The sequence below is a fragment of the Paraburkholderia sabiae genome (assembly GCF_030412785.1).
Taxonomy (GTDB): domain Bacteria; phylum Pseudomonadota; class Gammaproteobacteria; order Burkholderiales; family Burkholderiaceae; genus Paraburkholderia; species Paraburkholderia sabiae.
In genome coordinates this window covers 509,587-529,162 of record NZ_CP125296.1, presented here as the reverse complement: position 1 = coordinate 529,162, position 19,576 = coordinate 509,587, and the positions used below count along the sequence as shown (strand labels likewise).

19 protein-coding genes are annotated in these 19,576 nt (G+C 61.9%); 4 read left to right on the top strand and 15 right to left on the bottom strand.

Features of this window, described 5'->3' with window-relative positions:
- The first annotated feature begins 27 nt into the window (after positions 1 to 27).
- From QEN71_RS31990 to QEN71_RS31980, 3 genes are all read left to right on the top strand, one after another.
- A complete protein-coding gene (locus tag QEN71_RS31990) occupies positions 28 to 372 on the top strand; it encodes a cupin domain-containing protein (protein ID WP_201647153.1) in 345 nt (114 codons plus the stop codon).
- A 262-nt stretch (positions 373 to 634) separates the two neighbouring features.
- A complete protein-coding gene (locus tag QEN71_RS31985) occupies positions 635 to 1,645 on the top strand; it encodes an ABC transporter substrate-binding protein (RefSeq protein ID WP_201647152.1) in 1,011 nt (336 codons plus the stop codon).
- A gap of 98 nt (positions 1,646 to 1,743) precedes the next feature.
- Complete coding sequence (locus tag QEN71_RS31980; RefSeq protein WP_233471623.1) at positions 1,744 to 3,510, top strand: GMC family oxidoreductase; 1,767 nt, start codon at positions 1,744 to 1,746, stop codon at positions 3,508 to 3,510.
- On the opposite strand, the gene QEN71_RS31975 is transcribed toward QEN71_RS31980, so the two are convergent.
- From QEN71_RS31975 to QEN71_RS31940, 8 genes are all read right to left on the bottom strand, one after another.
- A complete protein-coding gene (locus QEN71_RS31975; RefSeq protein ID WP_201647151.1) occupies positions 3,407 to 3,982 on the bottom strand; it encodes a PIN domain-containing protein in 576 nt (191 codons plus the stop codon). The genes QEN71_RS31980 and QEN71_RS31975 overlap by 104 nt on opposite strands.
- Positions 3,979 to 4,446, bottom strand: a complete 468-nt coding sequence (locus tag QEN71_RS31970) for a helix-turn-helix domain-containing protein (protein ID WP_201647150.1) — start codon at positions 4,444 to 4,446, stop codon at positions 3,979 to 3,981. Before QEN71_RS31970 ends, QEN71_RS31975 begins: the two co-directional genes overlap by 4 nt.
- Before the next feature lie 99 nt (positions 4,447 to 4,545).
- The gene (locus tag QEN71_RS31965; RefSeq protein WP_201647149.1) at positions 4,546 to 5,970 is read right to left on the bottom strand and encodes an aldehyde dehydrogenase family protein; all 1,425 of its coding nucleotides are present in this window, start codon (positions 5,968 to 5,970) and stop codon (positions 4,546 to 4,548) included.
- 20 nt (positions 5,971 to 5,990) lie between these two features.
- Complete coding sequence (locus tag QEN71_RS31960; RefSeq protein ID WP_201647148.1) at positions 5,991 to 6,788, bottom strand: ABC transporter permease; 798 nt, start codon at positions 6,786 to 6,788, stop codon at positions 5,991 to 5,993.
- Entirely contained in the window at positions 6,785 to 7,654 is an 870-nt protein-coding gene (locus tag QEN71_RS31955; RefSeq protein WP_377789463.1) for an ABC transporter permease, read from the bottom strand. Before QEN71_RS31955 ends, QEN71_RS31960 begins: the two co-directional genes overlap by 4 nt.
- A gap of 38 nt (positions 7,655 to 7,692) precedes the next feature.
- The gene (locus QEN71_RS31950) at positions 7,693 to 9,021 is read right to left on the bottom strand and encodes an NAD(P)/FAD-dependent oxidoreductase (RefSeq protein ID WP_201647146.1); all 1,329 of its coding nucleotides are present in this window, start codon (positions 9,019 to 9,021) and stop codon (positions 7,693 to 7,695) included.
- A gap of 2 nt (positions 9,022 to 9,023) precedes the next feature.
- Positions 9,024 to 9,734 carry an HAD-IA family hydrolase gene (locus tag QEN71_RS31945; protein WP_201647145.1) on the bottom strand — a complete coding sequence of 237 codons (711 nt, stop codon included), beginning with the start codon at positions 9,732 to 9,734 and terminating at the stop codon, positions 9,024 to 9,026.
- Positions 9,735 to 9,825: 91 nt separating this feature from the next.
- Positions 9,826 to 10,902, bottom strand: coding sequence for an ABC transporter ATP-binding protein (locus tag QEN71_RS31940; protein WP_201647144.1), 1,077 nt, complete (start codon positions 10,900 to 10,902; stop codon positions 9,826 to 9,828).
- A gap of 100 nt (positions 10,903 to 11,002) precedes the next feature.
- Here QEN71_RS31940 and QEN71_RS31935 point away from each other — a divergent pair, with 100 nt between their 5' ends.
- Positions 11,003 to 11,974 (top strand): LysR family transcriptional regulator, encoded by a 972-nt coding sequence (locus QEN71_RS31935; RefSeq protein ID WP_201647143.1) that lies wholly within the window; start codon positions 11,003 to 11,005, stop codon positions 11,972 to 11,974.
- A 629-nt stretch (positions 11,975 to 12,603) separates the two neighbouring features.
- Here QEN71_RS31935 and QEN71_RS31930 read toward each other — a convergent pair.
- The 7 genes from QEN71_RS31930 to QEN71_RS31900 are packed head-to-tail and all read right to left on the bottom strand — an operon-like array spanning position 12,604 to position 19,572.
- Positions 12,604 to 12,942: a helix-turn-helix domain-containing protein gene (locus QEN71_RS31930; RefSeq protein ID WP_201647142.1), complete on the bottom strand. Its 339-nt coding sequence runs from the start codon at positions 12,940 to 12,942 to the stop codon at positions 12,604 to 12,606.
- Positions 12,939 to 14,102, bottom strand: coding sequence for an NAD(P)/FAD-dependent oxidoreductase (locus QEN71_RS31925; protein WP_201647141.1), 1,164 nt, complete (start codon positions 14,100 to 14,102; stop codon positions 12,939 to 12,941). Before QEN71_RS31925 ends, QEN71_RS31930 begins: the two co-directional genes overlap by 4 nt.
- The gene (locus QEN71_RS31920) at positions 14,099 to 15,538 is read right to left on the bottom strand and encodes an FAD/NAD(P)-dependent oxidoreductase (RefSeq protein ID WP_201647140.1); all 1,440 of its coding nucleotides are present in this window, start codon (positions 15,536 to 15,538) and stop codon (positions 14,099 to 14,101) included. Before QEN71_RS31920 ends, QEN71_RS31925 begins: the two co-directional genes overlap by 4 nt.
- Positions 15,517 to 15,837 carry a (2Fe-2S)-binding protein gene (locus QEN71_RS31915; protein WP_201647139.1) on the bottom strand — a complete coding sequence of 107 codons (321 nt, stop codon included), beginning with the start codon at positions 15,835 to 15,837 and terminating at the stop codon, positions 15,517 to 15,519. Before QEN71_RS31915 ends, QEN71_RS31920 begins: the two co-directional genes overlap by 22 nt.
- Complete coding sequence (locus QEN71_RS31910) at positions 15,834 to 17,663, bottom strand: ABC transporter ATP-binding protein (protein WP_201647138.1); 1,830 nt, start codon at positions 17,661 to 17,663, stop codon at positions 15,834 to 15,836. Before QEN71_RS31910 ends, QEN71_RS31915 begins: the two co-directional genes overlap by 4 nt.
- Positions 17,660 to 18,619 (bottom strand): ABC transporter permease, encoded by a 960-nt coding sequence (locus tag QEN71_RS31905; RefSeq protein WP_201647137.1) that lies wholly within the window; start codon positions 18,617 to 18,619, stop codon positions 17,660 to 17,662. The genes QEN71_RS31910 and QEN71_RS31905 overlap by 4 nt, the downstream gene beginning before the upstream one ends.
- Positions 18,616 to 19,572, bottom strand: a complete 957-nt coding sequence (locus QEN71_RS31900) for an ABC transporter permease (RefSeq protein ID WP_201647136.1) — start codon at positions 19,570 to 19,572, stop codon at positions 18,616 to 18,618. Before QEN71_RS31900 ends, QEN71_RS31905 begins: the two co-directional genes overlap by 4 nt.
- Positions 19,573 to 19,576: the final 4 nt, after the last annotated feature.

Sequence of the window (19,576 nt, the reverse complement as noted above, 5' to 3'; positions counted from 1 at the left end):
TTCAACTATCGTCAACGAAAACACGAGATGAAAGTCCAGCAGATCAAACAAAGCATCGCGTTGCAGGGGCTGGAGGACTGGGGCACGGCCGGTCTTCCCAATACGCCGGAGATCAAGGTATCCGGCGTGCAGAAGGTCATACGGGGCAGCGAGGCGATCGATACGGGCATCTTCGAATGCACGCCCGGCACGTATCGCCGCTCGGTGAAGGAAGCCGAAGTCATGCATTTCCTCAGCGGCCGCGGCCGCTTCACGCCCGATGGCGAAGACACGATTCACTTCATGGGCGGCGATACGCTGTTCTTCGAAGCCCAGACGGAAGGCACATGGGAAGTCGAAGAGACGATGCGCAAGGTCTACGTGATCTTCTGACAACGTGCGATCGGTAAGAGCCCTGGTGACATGCGCGGCAAGCGTCTGACATAACGCTATGTCATGGGGACTCCAACAATTCCGGCGTTGCTCCGCCAAAATTGACTCACTATATTTTCAATCATTCCCGCGCTGTTTTGCTTTCCAGCGATAAGCCGGAAGCACGACAGCACGACCTGGAAGACGTCCTTCGCTTCAACCGTGTCGAGGAAAATTCGTGATCAACATTCCAAAGTTGCGCCCAGGTTTGCGCCCATTAGCCATGACTCTCGCGTTGAGCATCGCGGGCATGTCGCCCGCCTTCGCTGCGGGAAAAATCACGTTCGTCTCGCAAGGCGGCACGTATCAGGAAGCCCAGACCAAGGCGATCCTCGATCCCGCTGCCAAGGAACTCGGCATCACGATCAATCAGGACAGCATCCCTGACGCGTGGCCGCAGATCAAGGCACAAGGCGCAACGGGCAAGCCGATCTGGGACGTGGTCGATACGCCGACGTCGAACTGTCTGCGTGGCGGCCGCGAAGGTCTGCTGGAAAAGCTGGACTTCTCGAAGATCCCGAACGCCGCAGCCGTGCCGGATAAATACCGCACGCCGTATTCAGTTGCGTACGAGTTCTATTCGACCGTCATCGGCTACAACAAGAAGACGCTGAAGAAAGTACCGCAAAGCTGGAAAGACTTCTGGGACGTGAAGAATTTCCCGGGCACGCGCGCTCTGCGCAACGATCCGCAGACCGTGCTCGAAGCGGCGTTGCTCGCAGACGGCGTGGCGCGCGACAAGCTCTATCCGCTCGATGTCGATCGCGCGTTCAAGAAGCTTCAGCAGATCAAGCCGGATATCACCGTGTGGTGGACCTCGGGCGGACAGTCGGCGCAACTGCTGCACGACGGCGAAGTCGACATGACGATGATCTGGAACGGCCGCGCCAGCGCCGTGAAGAAGGACGATCCCGATGTCGATTTCACGTTCAACGACGGCATTCTGCAGAACACGCAACTGTGCGTGCTGAAGAACGCGCCGAATTTGCCCGACGCGATCAAGTTCGTCAACGCGGCGTTGTCGCCTGAATTGCAGGCTAATTTGCCGCTTTATATCGACTACGGTCCCGGCAATCCTGCTGCCTTCAAGACGGGCAAGATCACCGCGAAGCGCGCGAGCGAGCTGCCGAGTTCGCCGGAGAATGCGTCGAAGCAGGCGTTGATGTCGGAAGAATGGTGGGCCTCCGATGCCGGCATTCAGGCGAAGGCGCGCTGGCTGAAGTTCATGCAGTAAGCGCGGTTTGCACTTCTCTTCAAGCGCCCGCAGGAACCTCGTTCGTTGCGGGCGTTTCCATTTCTTCTTTTGGTGAACTGCGCCTCATCACATTCGACGTGATCGACTATCTGATTCTCGGTGGCGGCTCGGCTGGATGCGTGCTGGCCGCGCGCCTTTCCGAAGACGCGAGCAAGAACGTCTGCCTGATCGAAGCGGGGCGCGACATTTCGCAGACGACCATGCCCGATGCGATCCGCAGTCGCTATCCGGGCCGTGCGTATCTCGACACGAATAACATCTGGCAGCAGTTGAAAGCTCGGATGAGCCCGCCTGCCGCGCTGCGTCGCTACGAACAGGCGAAGCTGTTGGGCGGCGGTTCGGCGATCAATGCGTTGATGGCCAATCGCGGCGCACCCGCCGATTACGACGAGTGGGAAAAGCTAGGCGCGCGCGGCTGGAACTGGGACGCGTGCCTGCCCTACTTTCGCAAGCTCGAAAGCGATTGCGACTTCGGCGGTGAACTTCATGGGGCAAGTGGTCCGCTGCGCATTCAACGCACCGCGTGGCCACGCATCTCGCCGTTCGTGAAAGCCGTGCTAGATACGCTGCAACAGCGCGGACATGTGCTGCATGAGGATCAGAACGGACCATGGCAAGACGGGACTTTCATCGGTTCGATTGCGGTGAGCGCACAGGGCGAACGCATTCCGACTTCCGTCTGCTACCTCGACGACGAAGTGCGCGCGCGTAAGAATCTGTCGATCCGCACGGGCCTGGTTGTCGATCGTATTCTGTTCGATGGGCCACGCGCCACGGGCGCACGCGTGTTGCACGCGGACGGCACGCATGAGGACGTGCGCGCGGCACGCGTGATCGTCAGCGCGGGTGCAATTCATAGTCCTGCATTGCTGCTTAGAAGCGGCATTGGCCCGGCTAACGATCTGAAGGCGCTCGGCATTGACGTGCGTGCCGATCGCGCGGGCGTGGGGCGCAATCTGATGGAGCATCCGTCGATTGCCGTGTCCGCGTTCCTGCCACGCGCGACGCGCACGCCGTTCCCCGACGAACATCATGAGCAGGCCATCGTGCGCTTTTCTTCCGGCCTGCCGGATACGGTACCCGGCGATATGCACGGCGCGATTCTGTCGCGTTCGGGCTGGCATTCGGTTGGTTATCGGCTGGGGACGATTTTCTTCTGGGTCAACAAGTCGTATTCGCGCGGGCATTTGAAGCTGAAGTCGGCGAGTCCTTTCGATGAGCCTCAGGTCGACTTCGCGATGCTGTCCGATCCGCGCGATCTCGAACGGCTGAAGCTGGCGTTGCGTTTCGGGGCGCAGACGCTGGCTGCGCCTTCGATGGCGCGGCATCGTGATGTCGTGTTTCCGTCGAGTTATTCGCCGCGTGTTGCGGCTGTGGCCGTGCCCGGTACGTGGAATACGGTTCAGCGTGGGGCGTTAAGTGCATTGCTCGATGTTGCCGGGCCTCTGCGTGGATTATTGATTCGCCGTGTGGTGACGCAAGGTGTGTCGATCGAAGACCTGCTCGCCGACGATCAGGCGATGACGGAGTTCGTCACACGCTCGGTCGGCGGAACGTGGCATCCGTCGGGGACTTGCCGGATGGGTGCTGCAAGTGATCCGCTCGCCGTGACGGACGCCGATGGCGCCGTGTATGGCGTGGAAGGTCTGCATGTGTGCGATGCGTCACTGATGCCGTCGATTCCGTGCGCGAATACGAATGTGCCGACGATTATGATCGCGGAGCGGGTGGCGGAGATGATCAAAGGATCGCGCGATACGTCGCAAGCGATTTGCAGGTCTGCACCATCCCCTGTTTCAACAGAATCTCGAGGTATCGTTCGACATCGATCGGTGGATGCTTGAGCGTCCGCCGCTGGCGTTGGGCGGCCGACACGACGGCGGCAGGATCGAGATCGAACAGATTCTCGACGAACACATCGGGATGCTGAGCTTCGACACCGAAGCCGGCAAGTACTTCGTCGGGGAAGTCCTTCTCGTTGAACGTAACGATCACGCTCGCGTTGCAGCGGATCGCAGCCGCCAATACATGGCGATCGCCGGTATCCGGCAGCGTCAATCCGGCGATCAGATCTTCATGCCCACTGACCAGAGCGCCGGGAATAGCCTGATCCATCAGATCCGATGTGCGATCCAGGTGCCCGGCCGTCAGATCAGGACGATTGCTCAACAGATTGCGCTTCCATTCCTCATGGATCTGTGCGCTCCATCGCGCCCTGAACTGCCCGGTCAGTCCTAGCCACATCAAGAAGTCCCGCAACGGCGCGGGGTAGAGCACACATGCGTCGTAGACCGCTGTAAACGACGAACACCTCATTCGTAGCCCATTCCAAGCTTTTGGGCTTGTTGGGCGAGCGCCTCCATTGCCTGTTCGCTGGCCTGATCGCGTTCGGCCTTGAACCGCATCAGATCGGCGAAGCGAACGCGCCGATGCTTACCCGTCTTGTGATACGGCAGCGCCTTCTCTTCGAGCAACTTGACCAGATGCGGACGCGAGACATTGAGCAGATCGGCCGCTTCCTGCGTGGTCAACTCGGCATGAACGGGCACGACCCGAACGGCGTTTCCGTCCGCGAGCTCCGCGAGAATATCGACCAGCAGACGCAATGCCGACGTCGGCAGTTCTACCTGATGCGCGCGGTTCTTTTCATCGAAAATCTGGATGCGCTGGGTCTCGAAGTTCGTTGCGAGATAGGCGGCCAGAGCTCGTTGCCCCTGGACAGCCGCTTCTACCTCGCGCTCGACCGGCAAGGTCATTCCGGACATATTGGCGTGTGGCATAGCTAGATCCAAAGCTAAAACGATAGCGGAGCCGCCAGTCTATTCGAAATAAACGAAAAAAGCAATAAACGAAACGAGCCTGCCTCGCCGCCATTCCCCTCACCCAAACCCCACAATCCCCTTCACCTCCAGAAACGCCTCCAGCCCCCACTCTCCGTATTCGCGCCCGTTGCCCGACTGCCTGTACCCGCCGAACGGCGAGCCCGCATCCCACGCCGGATAGTTCAGATACACACTGCCCGCGCGCATCCTGAACGCAACGTCACGCGCCCGCGCGATATCCGCCGATTGCACGTAAGCGGCCAGCCCGAACGGCGTATCGTTGGCGATCGCGATGGCTTCCTCTTCATCGCGATACGGCATGATCGCGAGCACCGGACCGAAGATTTCCTCGCGCGCGATCGTCATCGACGGATTCACGTTCGCGAACACAGTGGGCTTCACGAAGTAGCCGCGCGTCAGACCATCGGGACGCCCAAGACCGCCCGTCACGAGCTGCGCGCCTTCATCGATACCGATGCCGATCAGACGCTGCACGCGCCCGAATTGCACTTCGCTGACCACGGGTCCCATCGTCGTGTCCGACGCGTCCGCAGCCCCGACGCGATGCGCTTGCGCCGCACGCCGCGCAATCCCGACCGCTTCCTCATGCCGCGCCGCAGGGACGAGCATCCGCGTCGGCGCATTGCACGACTGTCCGCTATTGCCGAAGCACGAATTCACGCCCGCCGTCACAGCCGCTTCGAGATCGACATCGTCGAGCAGAATGTTCGCCGACTTGCCGCCCAACTCCTGATGCACGCGCTTCACGGTAGGCGCAGCGAGTTTCGCAATGTCGATGCCGGCGCGTGTCGAACCCGTGAACGACACCATATCGACATCGGGATGACTGCACAGCGCCGCGCCCACTGTCGGCCCATCGCCGTTCACCAGATTGAACACGCCCGCAGGCACGCCGGCGGCATCGATGATCTCGGCGAACAGCACGGCATTGAGCGGCGACACTTCGCTCGGCTTGAGCACCATTGTGCAGCCCGCGGCAATCGCGGGCGCAACCTTGCAGACGATCTGGTTGATCGGCCAGTTCCACGGCGTGATCAACGCGACGACACCGACGGGCTCATGATTGATCAACGTCGTGCCTTTCTTGCGCTGCCATTCGAACGTCTCGCACGTACGCAGCACTTCTTCCAGATGCCGCTTGCCAAGCCCCGCTTGCCACGCGTGCGACAGCTTTGCGGGCGCGCCGATTTCGCGCATGATCGTCTCGGCCATCTCCTCGTAGCGTTCGAGATACGCATCGAGAATGCGCCGCACCAGCGCCACGCGCTCTTCGGGCTGCGTGCGCGAGAACGACACAAACGCACGCTTCGCCGCATCGACCGCGCGATCGACGTCCTGCGCATTGCCAAGCGCGATTTCGGCGAACGGCATTTCCGTGCAAGGATCGATGACGGGCAGACGCGCCGTGCCGGACGGCTCGACCCACGCGCCGTCGATATAGAACTTCAGGGAGTTGGACATGCCGCTTCCGTAGAATGAAATCAGGCCCGCGCCATCGACGACGAACGTCGGCTCACGACAACGATCATCACGAGGCACAAGGTCAGCGCCGTCAGCATCGTGCTGATTGCCGCGATAGTCGGATCGATTTCGTCACGCAACGTGACGAACATGCGCCGCGTCAACGTCTGGTTCGAGCCGCCCGAAATGAACAGTGCGACGACCGTTTCATCGAGCGCCTGAATGAAGACGAACACCGCGCCCGAAATCACGCTCGCCTTGATCTGCGGCAGCGTCACCGTCATGAAGCTGCGAAAGCGGTTCATGCCGAGACTGCGCGCGACCATCTCCTGCGTGCGATCGAAGGTCCGCAAATCCGCGCCGACGGAGATCAGCACATACGGCAGCCCGAGCATCGTATCCGCGACGATCAGCCCACCCAGCGTGTTCACATACCCTGCTTGCGTGAACACGAAAAACACGCCGACGGCGACGATGATGATCGGCACCATCAGCGGCAGCATCAGCAGCGTGCGCAGATACTTCATCGACCAGTGCGAGCCGTGCTGGATGCCATACGCCGCCGCGATGCCGAGCGGCGTCGCGATCAGCGCGGCGCAAACGGACGCCGTCAACGTTACGCGCGCCGCGTCGATCCACGCGGGGTTATCGAAGAACGAGTGATACCAGCGCAGCGAATACGCGGGCGGCGGGAACGTCATGAAGCGCGTGTCGGAGAACGACAGCGGCACGACGATCACCACAGGCAGCATCAGGAACACGAGGATCAGCACGACGCCCGCACCCAGCGTCAGCCTTCCGAATGAGAGCTTGTTCATTTCGCGCCCAATGTCTTTTCGAGGGGAATCACGCGGCTGGCGGCATAGAAGATCGCGAACACGCAGACCAGCAGCACGACGCTCACCGCACTTGCCGCGCCCCAACTGTTGTAGATCTCGACGTTGCGGCTCACGACCATCGACACCATGATCGACTTGCCGCCGCCCATCAGCTCAGGCGTGATGTAGAAACCAAGGCACAGTACGAACACGAGCGTGACGCCCGCGACCACACCGCTCATCGACAGCGGCAGGAACACGCGGTAGAACACATGCAGCGGCGATCCACCAAGGCTCGCGCCCGCTTGCGACAGGTTCGAAGGAATCTTCTGCATCGCGGAGTACAGCGGCAGCACCATGAACGGCAACAGGATGTGCACCATCGCGATGATCGTGCCGAACTGGTTGTACGCGAGTTGCACCGGCCGGTCGATCAGACCCATCGACAGCAGCGCCTTGTTCACGAGCCCGGTACGCTGCAGCAGCACGAGCCACGCATACGTGCGTACGAGCACACTGGTCCAGAACGGCAGAATGACCATGCCGAGTATCAGCGCGCTCCATTTCGGCGGCACGGAAGCCGCGAAATACGCCACGGGATAACCGAGCAGCAATGTAATACCCGTCACGATGATGCTCAGCTTGAACGTCATCAGGAACGTGTCGAGATACGTGCCCGTAAAAATGCGTCGATAGTTGACAAGCGTGAATGCGCCGTCGTGATAGATCGACTGCCACGACAGCCACGCAAGCGGCAACACCAGCAGCACCACGACGACGAGCAGCGCGGGCGCCATCAGCAGCAGCATCGCGCGATCTTCGCGCTGCTGGTGGCGAACCGACGGATCGATCGTAGCGGTCTGCATCACAGTCTGATCCTGGAAAGCGTGTTTGACTGTCGTCATCATGCACCCACGGCGTCGAGAAACTGATACCACGCTGCAACGAGCCGGACACCCGGCGCGCGCAGCGAATGAAACGGCACTGGCCGCAAACCTTGCTGCGCCAGCAATGCAAGCTCGGGCTTGTCGCCGAGCGCGAGCGCTGCGGCATGCTGACCGATCAGGCTCGCCATCGCGACACCTGCACCGTTATACCCGAGACAGAACGTCGTGACATCATTGCTGCGGCCGACATGCGGCAATGCGTTGAACGTCATGCCCACATAACCCGACCAGCGATACTCGACACCCACGCCCGCAAGATCGGGAAAGAGCGCAACCATCGCGCGTTGCAACGCGGCGAAGCCCGTGTCCTGGCCTTCCTTGCCGAACGCGTCGCGCCCGCCGAACAGCATGCGTCCGTCCACCTTGCGAAACCACTTCATCATGCGGCGCGTTTCTGTATAGCTCCGGCGGTTGACCATCAGCTTCGCGTCGAGTTCCGGCGACAGTCTTTCCGTCGCTATCATCGCGCTGCGGAACGGCACGAGTTCGCGCTGATAAGGCGCGGTTGCATCCGTGAGATTCGAGTAGGCGTTGGTCGCGACGATCACCTGCTTCGCGCGCACGCTGCCGCCGGGCGTGCGAATCATCACGCCTTGCTGCACGCGCGTCATGTCCAGAACGGGCGTCGATTCGTAGATGGGCACGCCGCGCGCCGTCAAACCGCGAGCGATACCGCGCACGTATTCGAGCGGCAGGATCGTGCCCGCGTCGGCGCTCAATACGCCGCCTACGAATCCTTTCGAGCCCGTCTCGTGTGTGATCTCCTCGCGCGATTGAACGGTCATCGACGTATCGCCCAACTGCGTGCGCACCCAGTCCGCTTCCGCGCAAATCGAAGCAAGCGCGCGGTCCGTATGCGCGCAACGCAGGCTGCCCGTATGCTCGAATTGCGCGCGTTCCAGCTTGAACTCATCGACGAACTGTTCGACCACGCGCACGCCGTCATGCGCGAGCCGGTGCATGCGTTTGGCAGTATCGAGATCGTAGGTGCTCGCAATCGACGGAAACGACAAGCGGAATTTCGACGACACCACACCGCCGTTGCGCCCGCTCGCGCCCCAGCCGATCGGGTTCGCATCGAACACCGCGCAGTCGACGCCGCGCTTTTGCAGCGCATACGCCGCCGCGAGGCCCGAATATCCCGCGCCGATGATCGCCACGTCGACGATCAGATCGCGCGCGAGCGGCGAGCCCGTGCTGACAGGCGCATGCGTGACGGGCGAGCGCGCCGCCATCGCGCGCCAGAGCGAGTCGGGCTGCGGCCGGTGCGGTGTCGGTGCGAGCATGATCAGGCAGCGCGCGCTTCGGCTTCGACGGCATCCGCGAGCGCGGCGAGCGTCGCGAACTTGAAGGTCGGCTCCGTGACGGCTTCGGGCACGGGCGTCGCGCCGAAACCCTTCAAGCCCTGACGACGCTCGATCCAGCACGTCGCATAGCCGAGTTTCGTCGCCACACCGATGTCGTGATACTGGCTTTGCGCGGTGTGCAAAATCTCGCCAAACTTGTAGCCGAATGCAGCCTGACGTCCGCGGTTATACGCGAAGAATTGCGGATCGGGTTTCGCAACGCCCGTTTCGTCGCAGCAGACGGAATCGTCGAACGGATCGCCGAGCGTGTGTGCGTACGCCGACAACGCGACGCGGTCCGCATTCGTCATCGCGACGAGACGATAGTGCTTGCGCAGGCGCTTCAATGCCGCGACGGAGTCTTCGAACGCGGGCCATTCGAGCACGTCGCGCTGGAATGCCGCCGCCGATTGCGCATCGTCAGGCAGGCCGAGTTCTTTCGCGAGATGCAGGTAGACGTTCGCCATTTCGTGGCTCGAACGGCCAGGATATTTCGCGCGGCCGGCCATGTACGGCTCGAAAATCTGGTCGTCGCTGAGGTCTTTCGCTTTTGCGCCGCCGAGTCGCCGTACGGACGCGAGCACGCCCTTCTCGAAGTTGATCAGCGTGCCGACGACATCGAACGTCAGAACCTTGAAATCGGTGAGCTTCATTGCATCATCCTTTTGCAGTTTGCGTGTATCGCGTAAGAAGGCATGCCCGTGCACAGGCGATGGGTTAAATCAGGCTTGAAATCAGGCTAATTCATGCGGCCACGACGATCGTGTCTTGAGGGTCGAGTGCGACTGTCATCTGCGCGCCAGGCGATGGAATGCGCCGACGCGCTTCATGACTGCCGGGCTGCCGAAGACTGATGGCCGTGCCGTCGGCGAGCGCTGCAAACACACGCAGACTCTCGCCCTGGTACAGCACTTCCGTCACGCGGCATGACAGACGGTTCGTACCGTTCTGTCCTTCTATACCGTCGATCACGAGCTTTTCCGTTTGCACTGCGAGCAACAGCTTTTCACCTCGCGGCAGAGGATGCGCAGTGCGCAAGATCGAATCGCCGAGACGCACGGCGTCGTCGCCTGCGCGGCTCACGTCGAGCAACGTGGCTTCGCCGATAAAGCTTGCGACGAATGCATCGCACGGACGGTCATAGAGACGCTCGGGCGTGTCGATCTGCACGAGCTTGCCGTCCTTCAACACGGCGACGCGATCGCTCATCGTGAGCGCTTCGCGTTGATCGTGCGTGACGTTGACGATGGTCGCGCCGAGCTTGCGATGCAGGCGGCGCAATTCGATCTGCATCGTTTCGCGCAGTTGTTTGTCGAGCGCGGAGAGCGGCTCGTCCATCAGGATCAGTTGCGGCTCGAACACCATCGCGCGAGCGAGCGCGACGCGCTGACGCTGGCCGCCGGACAGCTGGCTGATATTGCGCGACTCGTAGCCGTTCAGTTCGACCATCGCGAGCGCGTCGGCGACTTTCTTCGCCCAGCCCGCTTTCGGCTCGCGACGCGCACGCAACGGAAACGCGACGTTCTCGCCAACTGTCATGTGCGGGAACAACGCATAGTTCTGGAACACGATGCCGATGTTGCGCTTGTGCGGCGGCGCAAATGTAATGTCGCGCTCGCCGACCCAGACCGTGCCCGAAGTCGGCTGCACGAAGCCGCCGAGAATGCCCAGCAGCGTCGTCTTGCCCGACCCGGACGGCCCGAGCAACGACACGAATTCACCCGGCGCGATATCGAGCGATACGTCGTCCAGCGCGACCACTGGACCATAACGTTTCGTTGCCGACCTGATCGATACTCCCGTTTTCGCTCGTGCGTCCATGGCGTGTCTCTCGCTGGAAGGGGATACGTTGAGAAAAATATACGGCTCGATCTTTTTGGCGGCAATTCCCAAATTGTTGGATCAGGCATAACATCAGGTCATGCCAAATCTTCGCAAGAAACTGCCGAGCGCCAACGCGCTGTTCGTGTTCGAAGCGGCTGCACGCTGCGGCAACTTCACGCGCGCTGCGCAGGAGCTCTATGTGAGCCAGCCAGCCGTGAGCCGCATGCTCGCGCGGATGGAGGACCACATCGGCGTGCGCCTGTTCGAGCGGGTGCGCGGCGGTATCGAACTGACGGAAAGCGGCCGGATTCTGTACCGCGCGATTTCCGAGGGCTTCAACGGCATCGAAAATGCAATCAGGGAAATCGAGGCCCGCGCGACGGGCGTGGAGTCGGTGACGCTGTCGGTATCGACGGGTTTCACCACGCATTGGCTGATGCCGCGAATGAGCCGGCTGAATCAGGCTTTCCCTAATATCGATTTGCGCTTTCAGCTGATATCGGGGCGCATCGGTGGGCCGCTGAACGATGTCGATCTCGGTATGCGTTTTCTGCACGATGGCGAGATCGACGAAAACGCCGTGCTGGTGATGCCTGAGACGCTCTTGCCCGTTTGCAACGAGCGTTATCTGGAGAACTCGCAGACTGACGAAGGCCGTGTACATGGCGATACCGTGATCGTCATGGATGACGAAGAGCGCGGGTGGCATGAGCGTTTCGGTGCGTATGCGGAGCATGGGCGGCATGTCGCCGGGATGCTGAGCTTCGGGGACTATGCGATTGTTGTGCAGGCTGCGTTGCTTGGACAGGGGATTGCGCTTGGGTGGCTCAATGTGGTTTCGCATTGGCTTGCGCAAGGGGCTCTGCTGCCCGCTGAGCAGGAAGTTATTGTGACCAGTCGGCGGTGTTGTCTTGTGCGGCCGGCTAATAAGCCGCTAAGGCCTATTGTCGATGATGTGCGCGACTGGATCATCGAAGAGACTCGTAACGATATGCGGATCATTGAGAAGAAATATCCGAGGCTCGGGGTTTTTGATGCCATGCGGCAAGGTGGGTTGAAGGTGGGGTAGGTTTTTTTGTCTGCGACGCTAGTCGCCATTCTGGTTTTTCGTTTTTTTCTTGTTCTTGTCTGCGACGCAGTCGCTAATCTGGTCTTTTTGCTGCGCTGGCATCCGCGATTTCGTATCTGTACTTCATGCGTTGCCCCTGTGCGGGGCGGCACCTACTTTTCTTTGCAGCGGCAAAGAAAAGTAGGCAAAAGAAAGCCGCTTCAAACCTCCGGTGCCTGCCACGATAACGGCACGGCGCACGTTCTTTGAGCCGTCGCGCAGCGACGCAAACACTCCGTAGAAAGCCCACAGTCAGGCGCGCGCGGCGCGAAAAATGACATCCACCTGGAGCACATTCGGTCAGCACGTTTTTTATTTACCGTCAGTTGATTGCGGCGGTATGTGCTCCAGACTGTGTGGGGGCTTTTCGCGTCGTGCGCGGTTGACTGCGGGCTTTCTACAGAGTGCGGACGTCGCTGCGCGACAACTCGACTGCGGCATGCCACAGCGCCATCCTGGCGGGCACCGGAGGTTCAAAAGCGGCTTTCTTTTGCCTACTTTTCTTTGCCGCTGCAAAGAAAAGTAGGTGCCGCCCCGCACAGGGGCGACGCTAGCAGACCAAAAAGAAATCGCGGATGCCAGCAAAAACGCTACCCTTTAGCCTTCTGCAAGAAACTGCTGGGCGTCACCCCACAAAACCTCTTAAAATGCCGAGCCAGATGGCTCTGATCAAAAAACCCAACCTCAGCAGCAACAACAGCCCCGGGCACACCGGCTAACAGCAAAGTCTGAGCACGTCTAACCCGAACTCCACACAAATACTTATAAGGCGAAAGCCCAACCTGCTGTCTAAACACAGTAGCAAACCGCGAAACACTGAGCGCAGAAATCTCTGCCAGCTGAGCAAGACTCACAGCCTTATCGAAATTCGCTTCGATATAAGCAACGGCATCCCGCAGGGTGATCGATGACTGATCGACGGTACTCATAAAGAAGCCTCACTAGTAGCCACTTGCGCCGGCTCAGCGCGCAAAAACCGCGTAATCGAAAAAGTATCAAGTGGAATCGGTGTACTGCCGGTATCGATCAATTCGGCAAGCGTCTCGCCGACACCCGGCCCAATCTGAAACCCCGACCCACTGAAACCGAATGCATAAAAAAGTCCCGGCAATTTCGAACTGGGACCGATCACCGGCTCGGAATCAGGCAGATAACTTTCGACACCACTCCACACGCGAATCACATGCAACGGCGCGAGCGCGGGCACGAGCCTGCGGAATTGCGCCATCTGTTGCACCGTGTTCTCCGGCAGAACCGATGCGCGGCGCGTCGATGCATCAGCGGGACCGGGCGGGCCGCCGCCAAGCACGATGTTGCCGCGCGGAATCTGCCGGAAATAAACGCTCTCGGCCTTCACCGACGTGTACACGCCCATCGACGATCCGAACACATACGGCACCGGCTCGGTAACAGCCATCTGCGGACCGCGCGCAACGAGCGGCACGGGTTCGCCGAGTTGCGTCGACAGCGTATTCGCCCACGCGCCCGCGCAGATCAACACCTGTTCCGCGCGATACACCTCGCCCGCCGCACTCTCGACGCGAAAGCCGCCCGCCTCTTTCTCGATGCGTACGATCTCTGTGTTCTCGACGATATGCGCGCCCATTCGCGCCGCAGCGCGGCCAAACGCAGGCGCCGCGAGTCGCGGATTCGCATGACCGTCGAGCGGGGATATCGACGCCGCCAGCACTTCGCGTCCGAGAAACGGAAAGCGCCTGAACATCGCCGCGCCATCAAGCACTTCAAGATCGAGTCCGTAAGCGCGCGCCTCCGCGGCATAGCGATGAAAGTACTCGGCGTCGTGCGCGTGATAACACACACGCGTGTGACCCGACGCGAGAAACTCAACGTCTTCGCCGAGCAGTTCTTTCGAACGCCGCCACGTTTCGAGCGCGCGACTGGACATCGCCAGTTGGGTCATCGCGCGCCCTTGCCGACGTACGCCACCAAAGTTGACGCCGCTCGCCTGCTGCCCCGTCAAGCCGCGTTCGAGAAGGATCACCGAACGCCTTCTGCGCCGCAGAAAAAACGCCGTCGACGTCCCGACGATTCCACCGCCGATCACGATCACATCGGCACGATCGCTCATTCGCTGTACTCCTGTGCGCAACTGTCCGCAGCTTCGCAGACGCGGGAAGGCGTGTGAACAGGCGTGATAGCCATCGGTAGCGGCTTCACGGGCGCCTGGCCGCGCAGACGGCCGACCGCTTCGAGCGGCACACGCGCTTCCGCTGCAATCACTTCGGCCCCTGCATGCGCGCAGAATCGGCCCTGACAACGCCCCATGCCGACACGCGAAAACGCCTTCGCGCGATTCGCTTCTGTCGCGCCCATCTCGCGCACGACGTGCCGCAATTCGCCCGCTGTGATGGCCTCGCAGCGACATACGATGGTCTCGTCGGGCAAAGAAGCCGCAATCCGCGCAGGCCACGGAAACGCCGTACGCAAGCCCGCAGCGAATCGCGTATAGCGCGCGAGTTCGGTACGCAACGATGCCGCTCCTTCACGTTCGACACCCACATCGCGCAATGCTGCCAGCGCAGCAAGCCGCCCCGCGCGCTCCGCAGCATCCGCGCCGCGCACGCGCGCCCCATCGCCGGCCAGATAAACGCCTGCGACACTGCTGCGGCCATCCGTGTCGATATGCGGCAGCCACGTTTGCGTCGCATTGTCGAAACGGAACTCGCAGCCCGCGAGATCGGCAAGCTGTGTTTCCGGACGCAAGTGATAACCGAGCGCGATGGCATCGCAATTCACATCGAGCGTCGCGTCGTTCGCGAGCTTCACGCGAACGCCCGTCACGCCATGCTCTGAAGAACCATCGATTGCAAGCGGCGTCACGCCGCGATGGACCGGCACGCGCGCGTGCCGCAACACACTCATCAGCGCGATACCGTTGCGCAGCGCGCGCGGTATGGCAAGCAATTGCGGCAACGCACGCATGCGTTGCGCCAACGTCGACGTGTCGAGCACGGCACTCACAGTCGCGCCCGCCTTCACGTATTGCGCGGCAACCAGATACAGCAGCGGACCTGTTCCCATCATCACAACGCGCGCGCCAATCGCGCAGCCCTGCGATTTCAAAGCGACCTGCGCGCCGCCGAGACTGAACGTGCCCGCGTGATGCCAACCCGGAACGGGCATCAAGCGATCGGTCGCGCCGCTGCAGATGATCAATGCATCGAACGCGAGTTCGTCGTAGCGCGAGCCGCTTACGACGTGCACAGTCTTCTGCGCAATATTCCAGACCAGCGTCTCAGGCAGATAGTCGATCCGCGCACGCAACGCATCGAAGTCGCGATGCAGCGATTCCGCCCGCGCCGCCTCCGTTCCATACAGCGTTTCATACGAACGCGAAAACCCTTCCGGCTGCCGTCGATAAATCTGACCGCCATCGCGCCGGCCTTCATCAATGACGGTCGGACGCAATCCCGCTTCGACGAGAGCCTGCGCCGCGTGCACACCCGCCGGCCCCGCGCCGATCACGATCACCTTCAGCTGCTTCACGTCCCGCTGCGCGGCCATACGCCCTCCCCGGCAAGCGCCATGCGCGTCACGATCGACATGCCCGGCGCAGCGGGCGTCGTGCACGCGCGTACGCGCTCGCCTTCCGACGTCCAGACCCAGCAGTCCTGGCACGCGCCCATCAGGCAGAAGCCCGCGCGTCGGCCGTCGCCGAATTCGGAATCGCGCAACGTGTCGTGCGTGGTCAGCAATGCGACCATCAACGTGTCGCCTTCCGATGCTTGCGTGACCGCGCCGTCGACAGTGATGTCGAACGTCTCGCGTGCCGTTTCCGCCACTCTCACGAAGCGCGCGTTCATGCGGCCACCGTCTCGGCGGTCTGCATCCGGATCAGTTCTTCTGCCGAGTGATGACAACGAATCTCCGCGCCCGACGGCAGTTTCTTCATCGCAGGCGGCGTGACGTTGCACTTGCCATCGATCCGCGCCGTACAACGCGCGCGGAAACTGCACAGCTCGTTCGAATCGCTCGCCGGTCCCATCGCGGGCAACGCGCCGCCTGTCAGCGCACGCCGCGAGTCGAGCCAGCCGGGCCGCAATGCTGGCACCGAATCGACCAGCAAGCCCGTGTACGGGTGATACGGCGGCGCCGCGAGCGCATCGCGCTGGCCCGCTTCGACACACTGCCCGGCATACAGCACGATCACTTCATCGCAGATCGCGCGCACCGTCGAAATGTCGTGGCTGATGAACATGTACGACACGCCGAGTTCGCGCCGCAATTCGCCGAGCAGATCGAGGATCGCCGCGCCGACCACGGTATCGAGCGCGGACGTCACTTCGTCGCAGAGAATCAGCGCGGGGTTCGCGGCGAGCGCGCGCGCCAGGTTCACGCGCTGCTTCTGTCCGCCCGACAAACCGCCCGGCTGACGCTTCGCCACCGACGCAGGCAGCTTCACGAGATCGAGCAGTTCGAGCATCCGCTTCTGCGCAGCCGCGCCGCGCAGGCCGTGATAGAAGTTCATCGGACGCGCGAGAATGTCGGCGATCGTGCGGCTCGGATTGAGCGCGGTGTCGGCGTTCTGGAACACGATCTGCACGCGACGATACTGATCGAGCGTGCGCTCGGAGAGCTTCGCGGGTAGCGGCTTGCCGTCGAGCAGCACGTCGCCGTGCGCGCGATCGACCAGCCCTGCCACCACGCGCGCCAGCGTCGTCTTGCCCGAACCCGATTCGCCGATCACGCCGAGCGTGCAGCCGCGCGCGATCTTCAGGCTCACGTCGTCGAGCACGCGTACGGCGGGTACGCCGTTCGAATCGATGCGTCCGTAGCCCGCGCTCAGGTTGCGGATTTCGAGCAGCGGCGGCGGATCGTCGGCAACCGTCGATGCAAGCTCGGGCTCCGGGCGACGCGTTGCTGCGAGCAATTGCTGCGTGTATTCGTCGGCGGGTGCATCGAGCACTTGTGCCGTCGTGCCGTTTTCGCGCACCAGGCCGCCGTTGAGCACGACGATGCGATCCGCCATCTGCGCGACCACGGCAAGATCGTGCGACACGTACACGGCCGTCGTGCCGAGTTCGCGGACCACGCGCTTGAACGCGGCAAGCACTTCGATCTGCGTGGTCACGTCGAGCGCCGTCGTCGGCTCGTCGAACACGACGACAGCGGGATCGGTGATCAGCGCCATCGCCGCCATCAAACGCTGCAACTGCCCGCCCGACACCTGATGCGGATAGCGTGTACCGATCGTCTCCGGCGAAGGCAGTGCGAGAGCACGGAACAGATCGACGGCTTTCTTGCGCGCGTCGGCGGGTGTCATCAGCTTGTGCAGCAGCGCGGGCTCCGTCACCTGATCCATGATCGTGCGAGCCGGATTGAAGCCCGCCGACGCACTCTGCGCAACATACGCGACGGTACGCGCGCGCAGCGCGCGCCGTTCGTTATCGTCGAGCGCCAACACGTCCACGCCGCCGATTTTCACAGTGCCGCCCGCAATCGAGCAGCCGCCGCGCGCGTGACCGAGCAGCGACAACGCGATCGTCGTCTTGCCCGAACCCGACTCGCCGATCAGCGCGAGCACTTCGCCCTTCTTCACCGTGAAGTCGACACCCTTCACAATATGCACGACGGGATCGGGCGCCGTGCCCGCGACCACGCGCAGGTCTTTCACTTCGATCATGTTCATTGACGGCCTCCGTGCGCGCGCGCGCCGTGACGGCGCAGACTGTCGATCAAGAGATTCACGCCGACCGTCAGCGTGGCGATCGCGACAGCGGGCATCAGCACGGCGGGCGCGCCCTCCGCGAGACCGCCGATGTTCTCGCGCACGAGCGAGCCCCAGTCCGCATTCGGCGGCTGCACGCCGAGTCCAAGGAAGCTCAAACCCGAAAGCAGCAGCACGATGAACACGAAGCGCAAGCCGAAGTCCGCGAGCATCGGATGAATCATGTTCGGCAGCACTTCGACGCGCGCGATATAAAAGAGCCCTTCGCCGCGCGCCTTCGCGACCTGCACGTATTCGAGCGTCATCAGGTTGACCGCAAGCGAGCGCGAGATGCGGAATGCGCCGGGAATGTACGCAAGCGCAGCGACCATAATGAGCATCGGCACCGATGAGCCGAACGCCGCGATCACGACGAGCGCGAGTACCTTGCTCGGAATCGAGATCAGCGCGTCGAACAGACGGCTGAGAATTTCATCGACCCAGCGTCCGGACACAGCCGCGACGAGTCCGAAGAACGTGCCGATGCAACTCGCGAGCACCGTCGATGCCAGCGCAAGTCCGACCGTGTACTGCGTGCCGTACAGCACGCGGCTCAGCATGTCGCGTCCCAGGTAGTCGGTGCCGAGCGGATGCGCAGCGCTATACAAGCCGAAGATTTCCGTCGACGTCACTGCGCCGCCCTTGTATGGCGCAACCAGTGGCCCGATGAACGCGACGCAAAGCCAGAACACGACGAGCGTGAGACCGATCAGACCGAGCAACGAGAAACGGTTCAAGAGGCGGCGCAACGCACTGTGCTTCACGACTTGCGTTTCGACGGAGACGTCTTCCTGACGAGCGTCGGCGCAAGGCTTGCCGTCTTCGTCGGGCGTCGCGTAGAGAACGGTGGTCGCGTGAGATGTGGCGGGTCGGTTCATCGTTGACGCAGCCTCGGGTTGGAGATGATTTGACACAGGTCGGCGATCAGCACGAGCGCGAGATACGCTGCACAGAACACCATCACGCAGCCTTGCACGAGCGGCATGTCGCGGTTCGTGACGGCATCGACCATCAGGCTCGCGAGCCCCGGATAGTTGAAGATCGACTCGACGATCACCACGCCGCCGAACAGATACGACAGGCTCAACGCGACGGCATTGGCGATCGGACCGATCGTATTGGGCAGCACGTGACGCAATACGATGCGCATCGGCGATGCGCCCTTCAGCAAGGCCATTTCGACATACGATGCATTCAGCTGATCGAGCACGGCCGCGCGCGTCATGCGCGCCATCTGCGCGACGATCACGCAGCACAGCGTCATCACGGGCATCGCGTAGATGCGCAGCAACGCGCCGAACGACGTCACCTCCGACAGATACGACAGCGCGGGCAGCCAGCGCAGCTTCACTGCAAACACGAGCACGGCGATGGTCGCGATCAGAAACTCGGGCACGGCCACCGTCGACAACGTCAGCACATTGAGCACGCGATCGAGCAGCGAACCGCGAAACATCGCGGACAGAATACCGATCACGAGCGCGACAGGAACCGACACCAAAGCAGTCAGTCCGGCCAGCACGAGCGAGTTCGGCAGACGCGTCGCGATCAGTTCGCTGACGGGCATGTTGTTCGACAGCGATGTGCCGAAGTTGCCGCTCACCACATGCATGAGCCACTGCACATAGCGCTGCAACGCAGGCTGATCGAGGCCGAACTGGTGACGCAAAGCCGCGACCTGTTCGGGCGTCGCAGCCTGACCGAGCGCCTGTTGCGCTGCATCGCCGGGCAATAGTCCCGTGATCGCGAACACGATCGCCGACACCAGCAGCAGCGTCAGCAACGCGAGACCGAGGCGCGCGGCGATGAGTCGTTGCGCGTGAGCTTTCATCGGA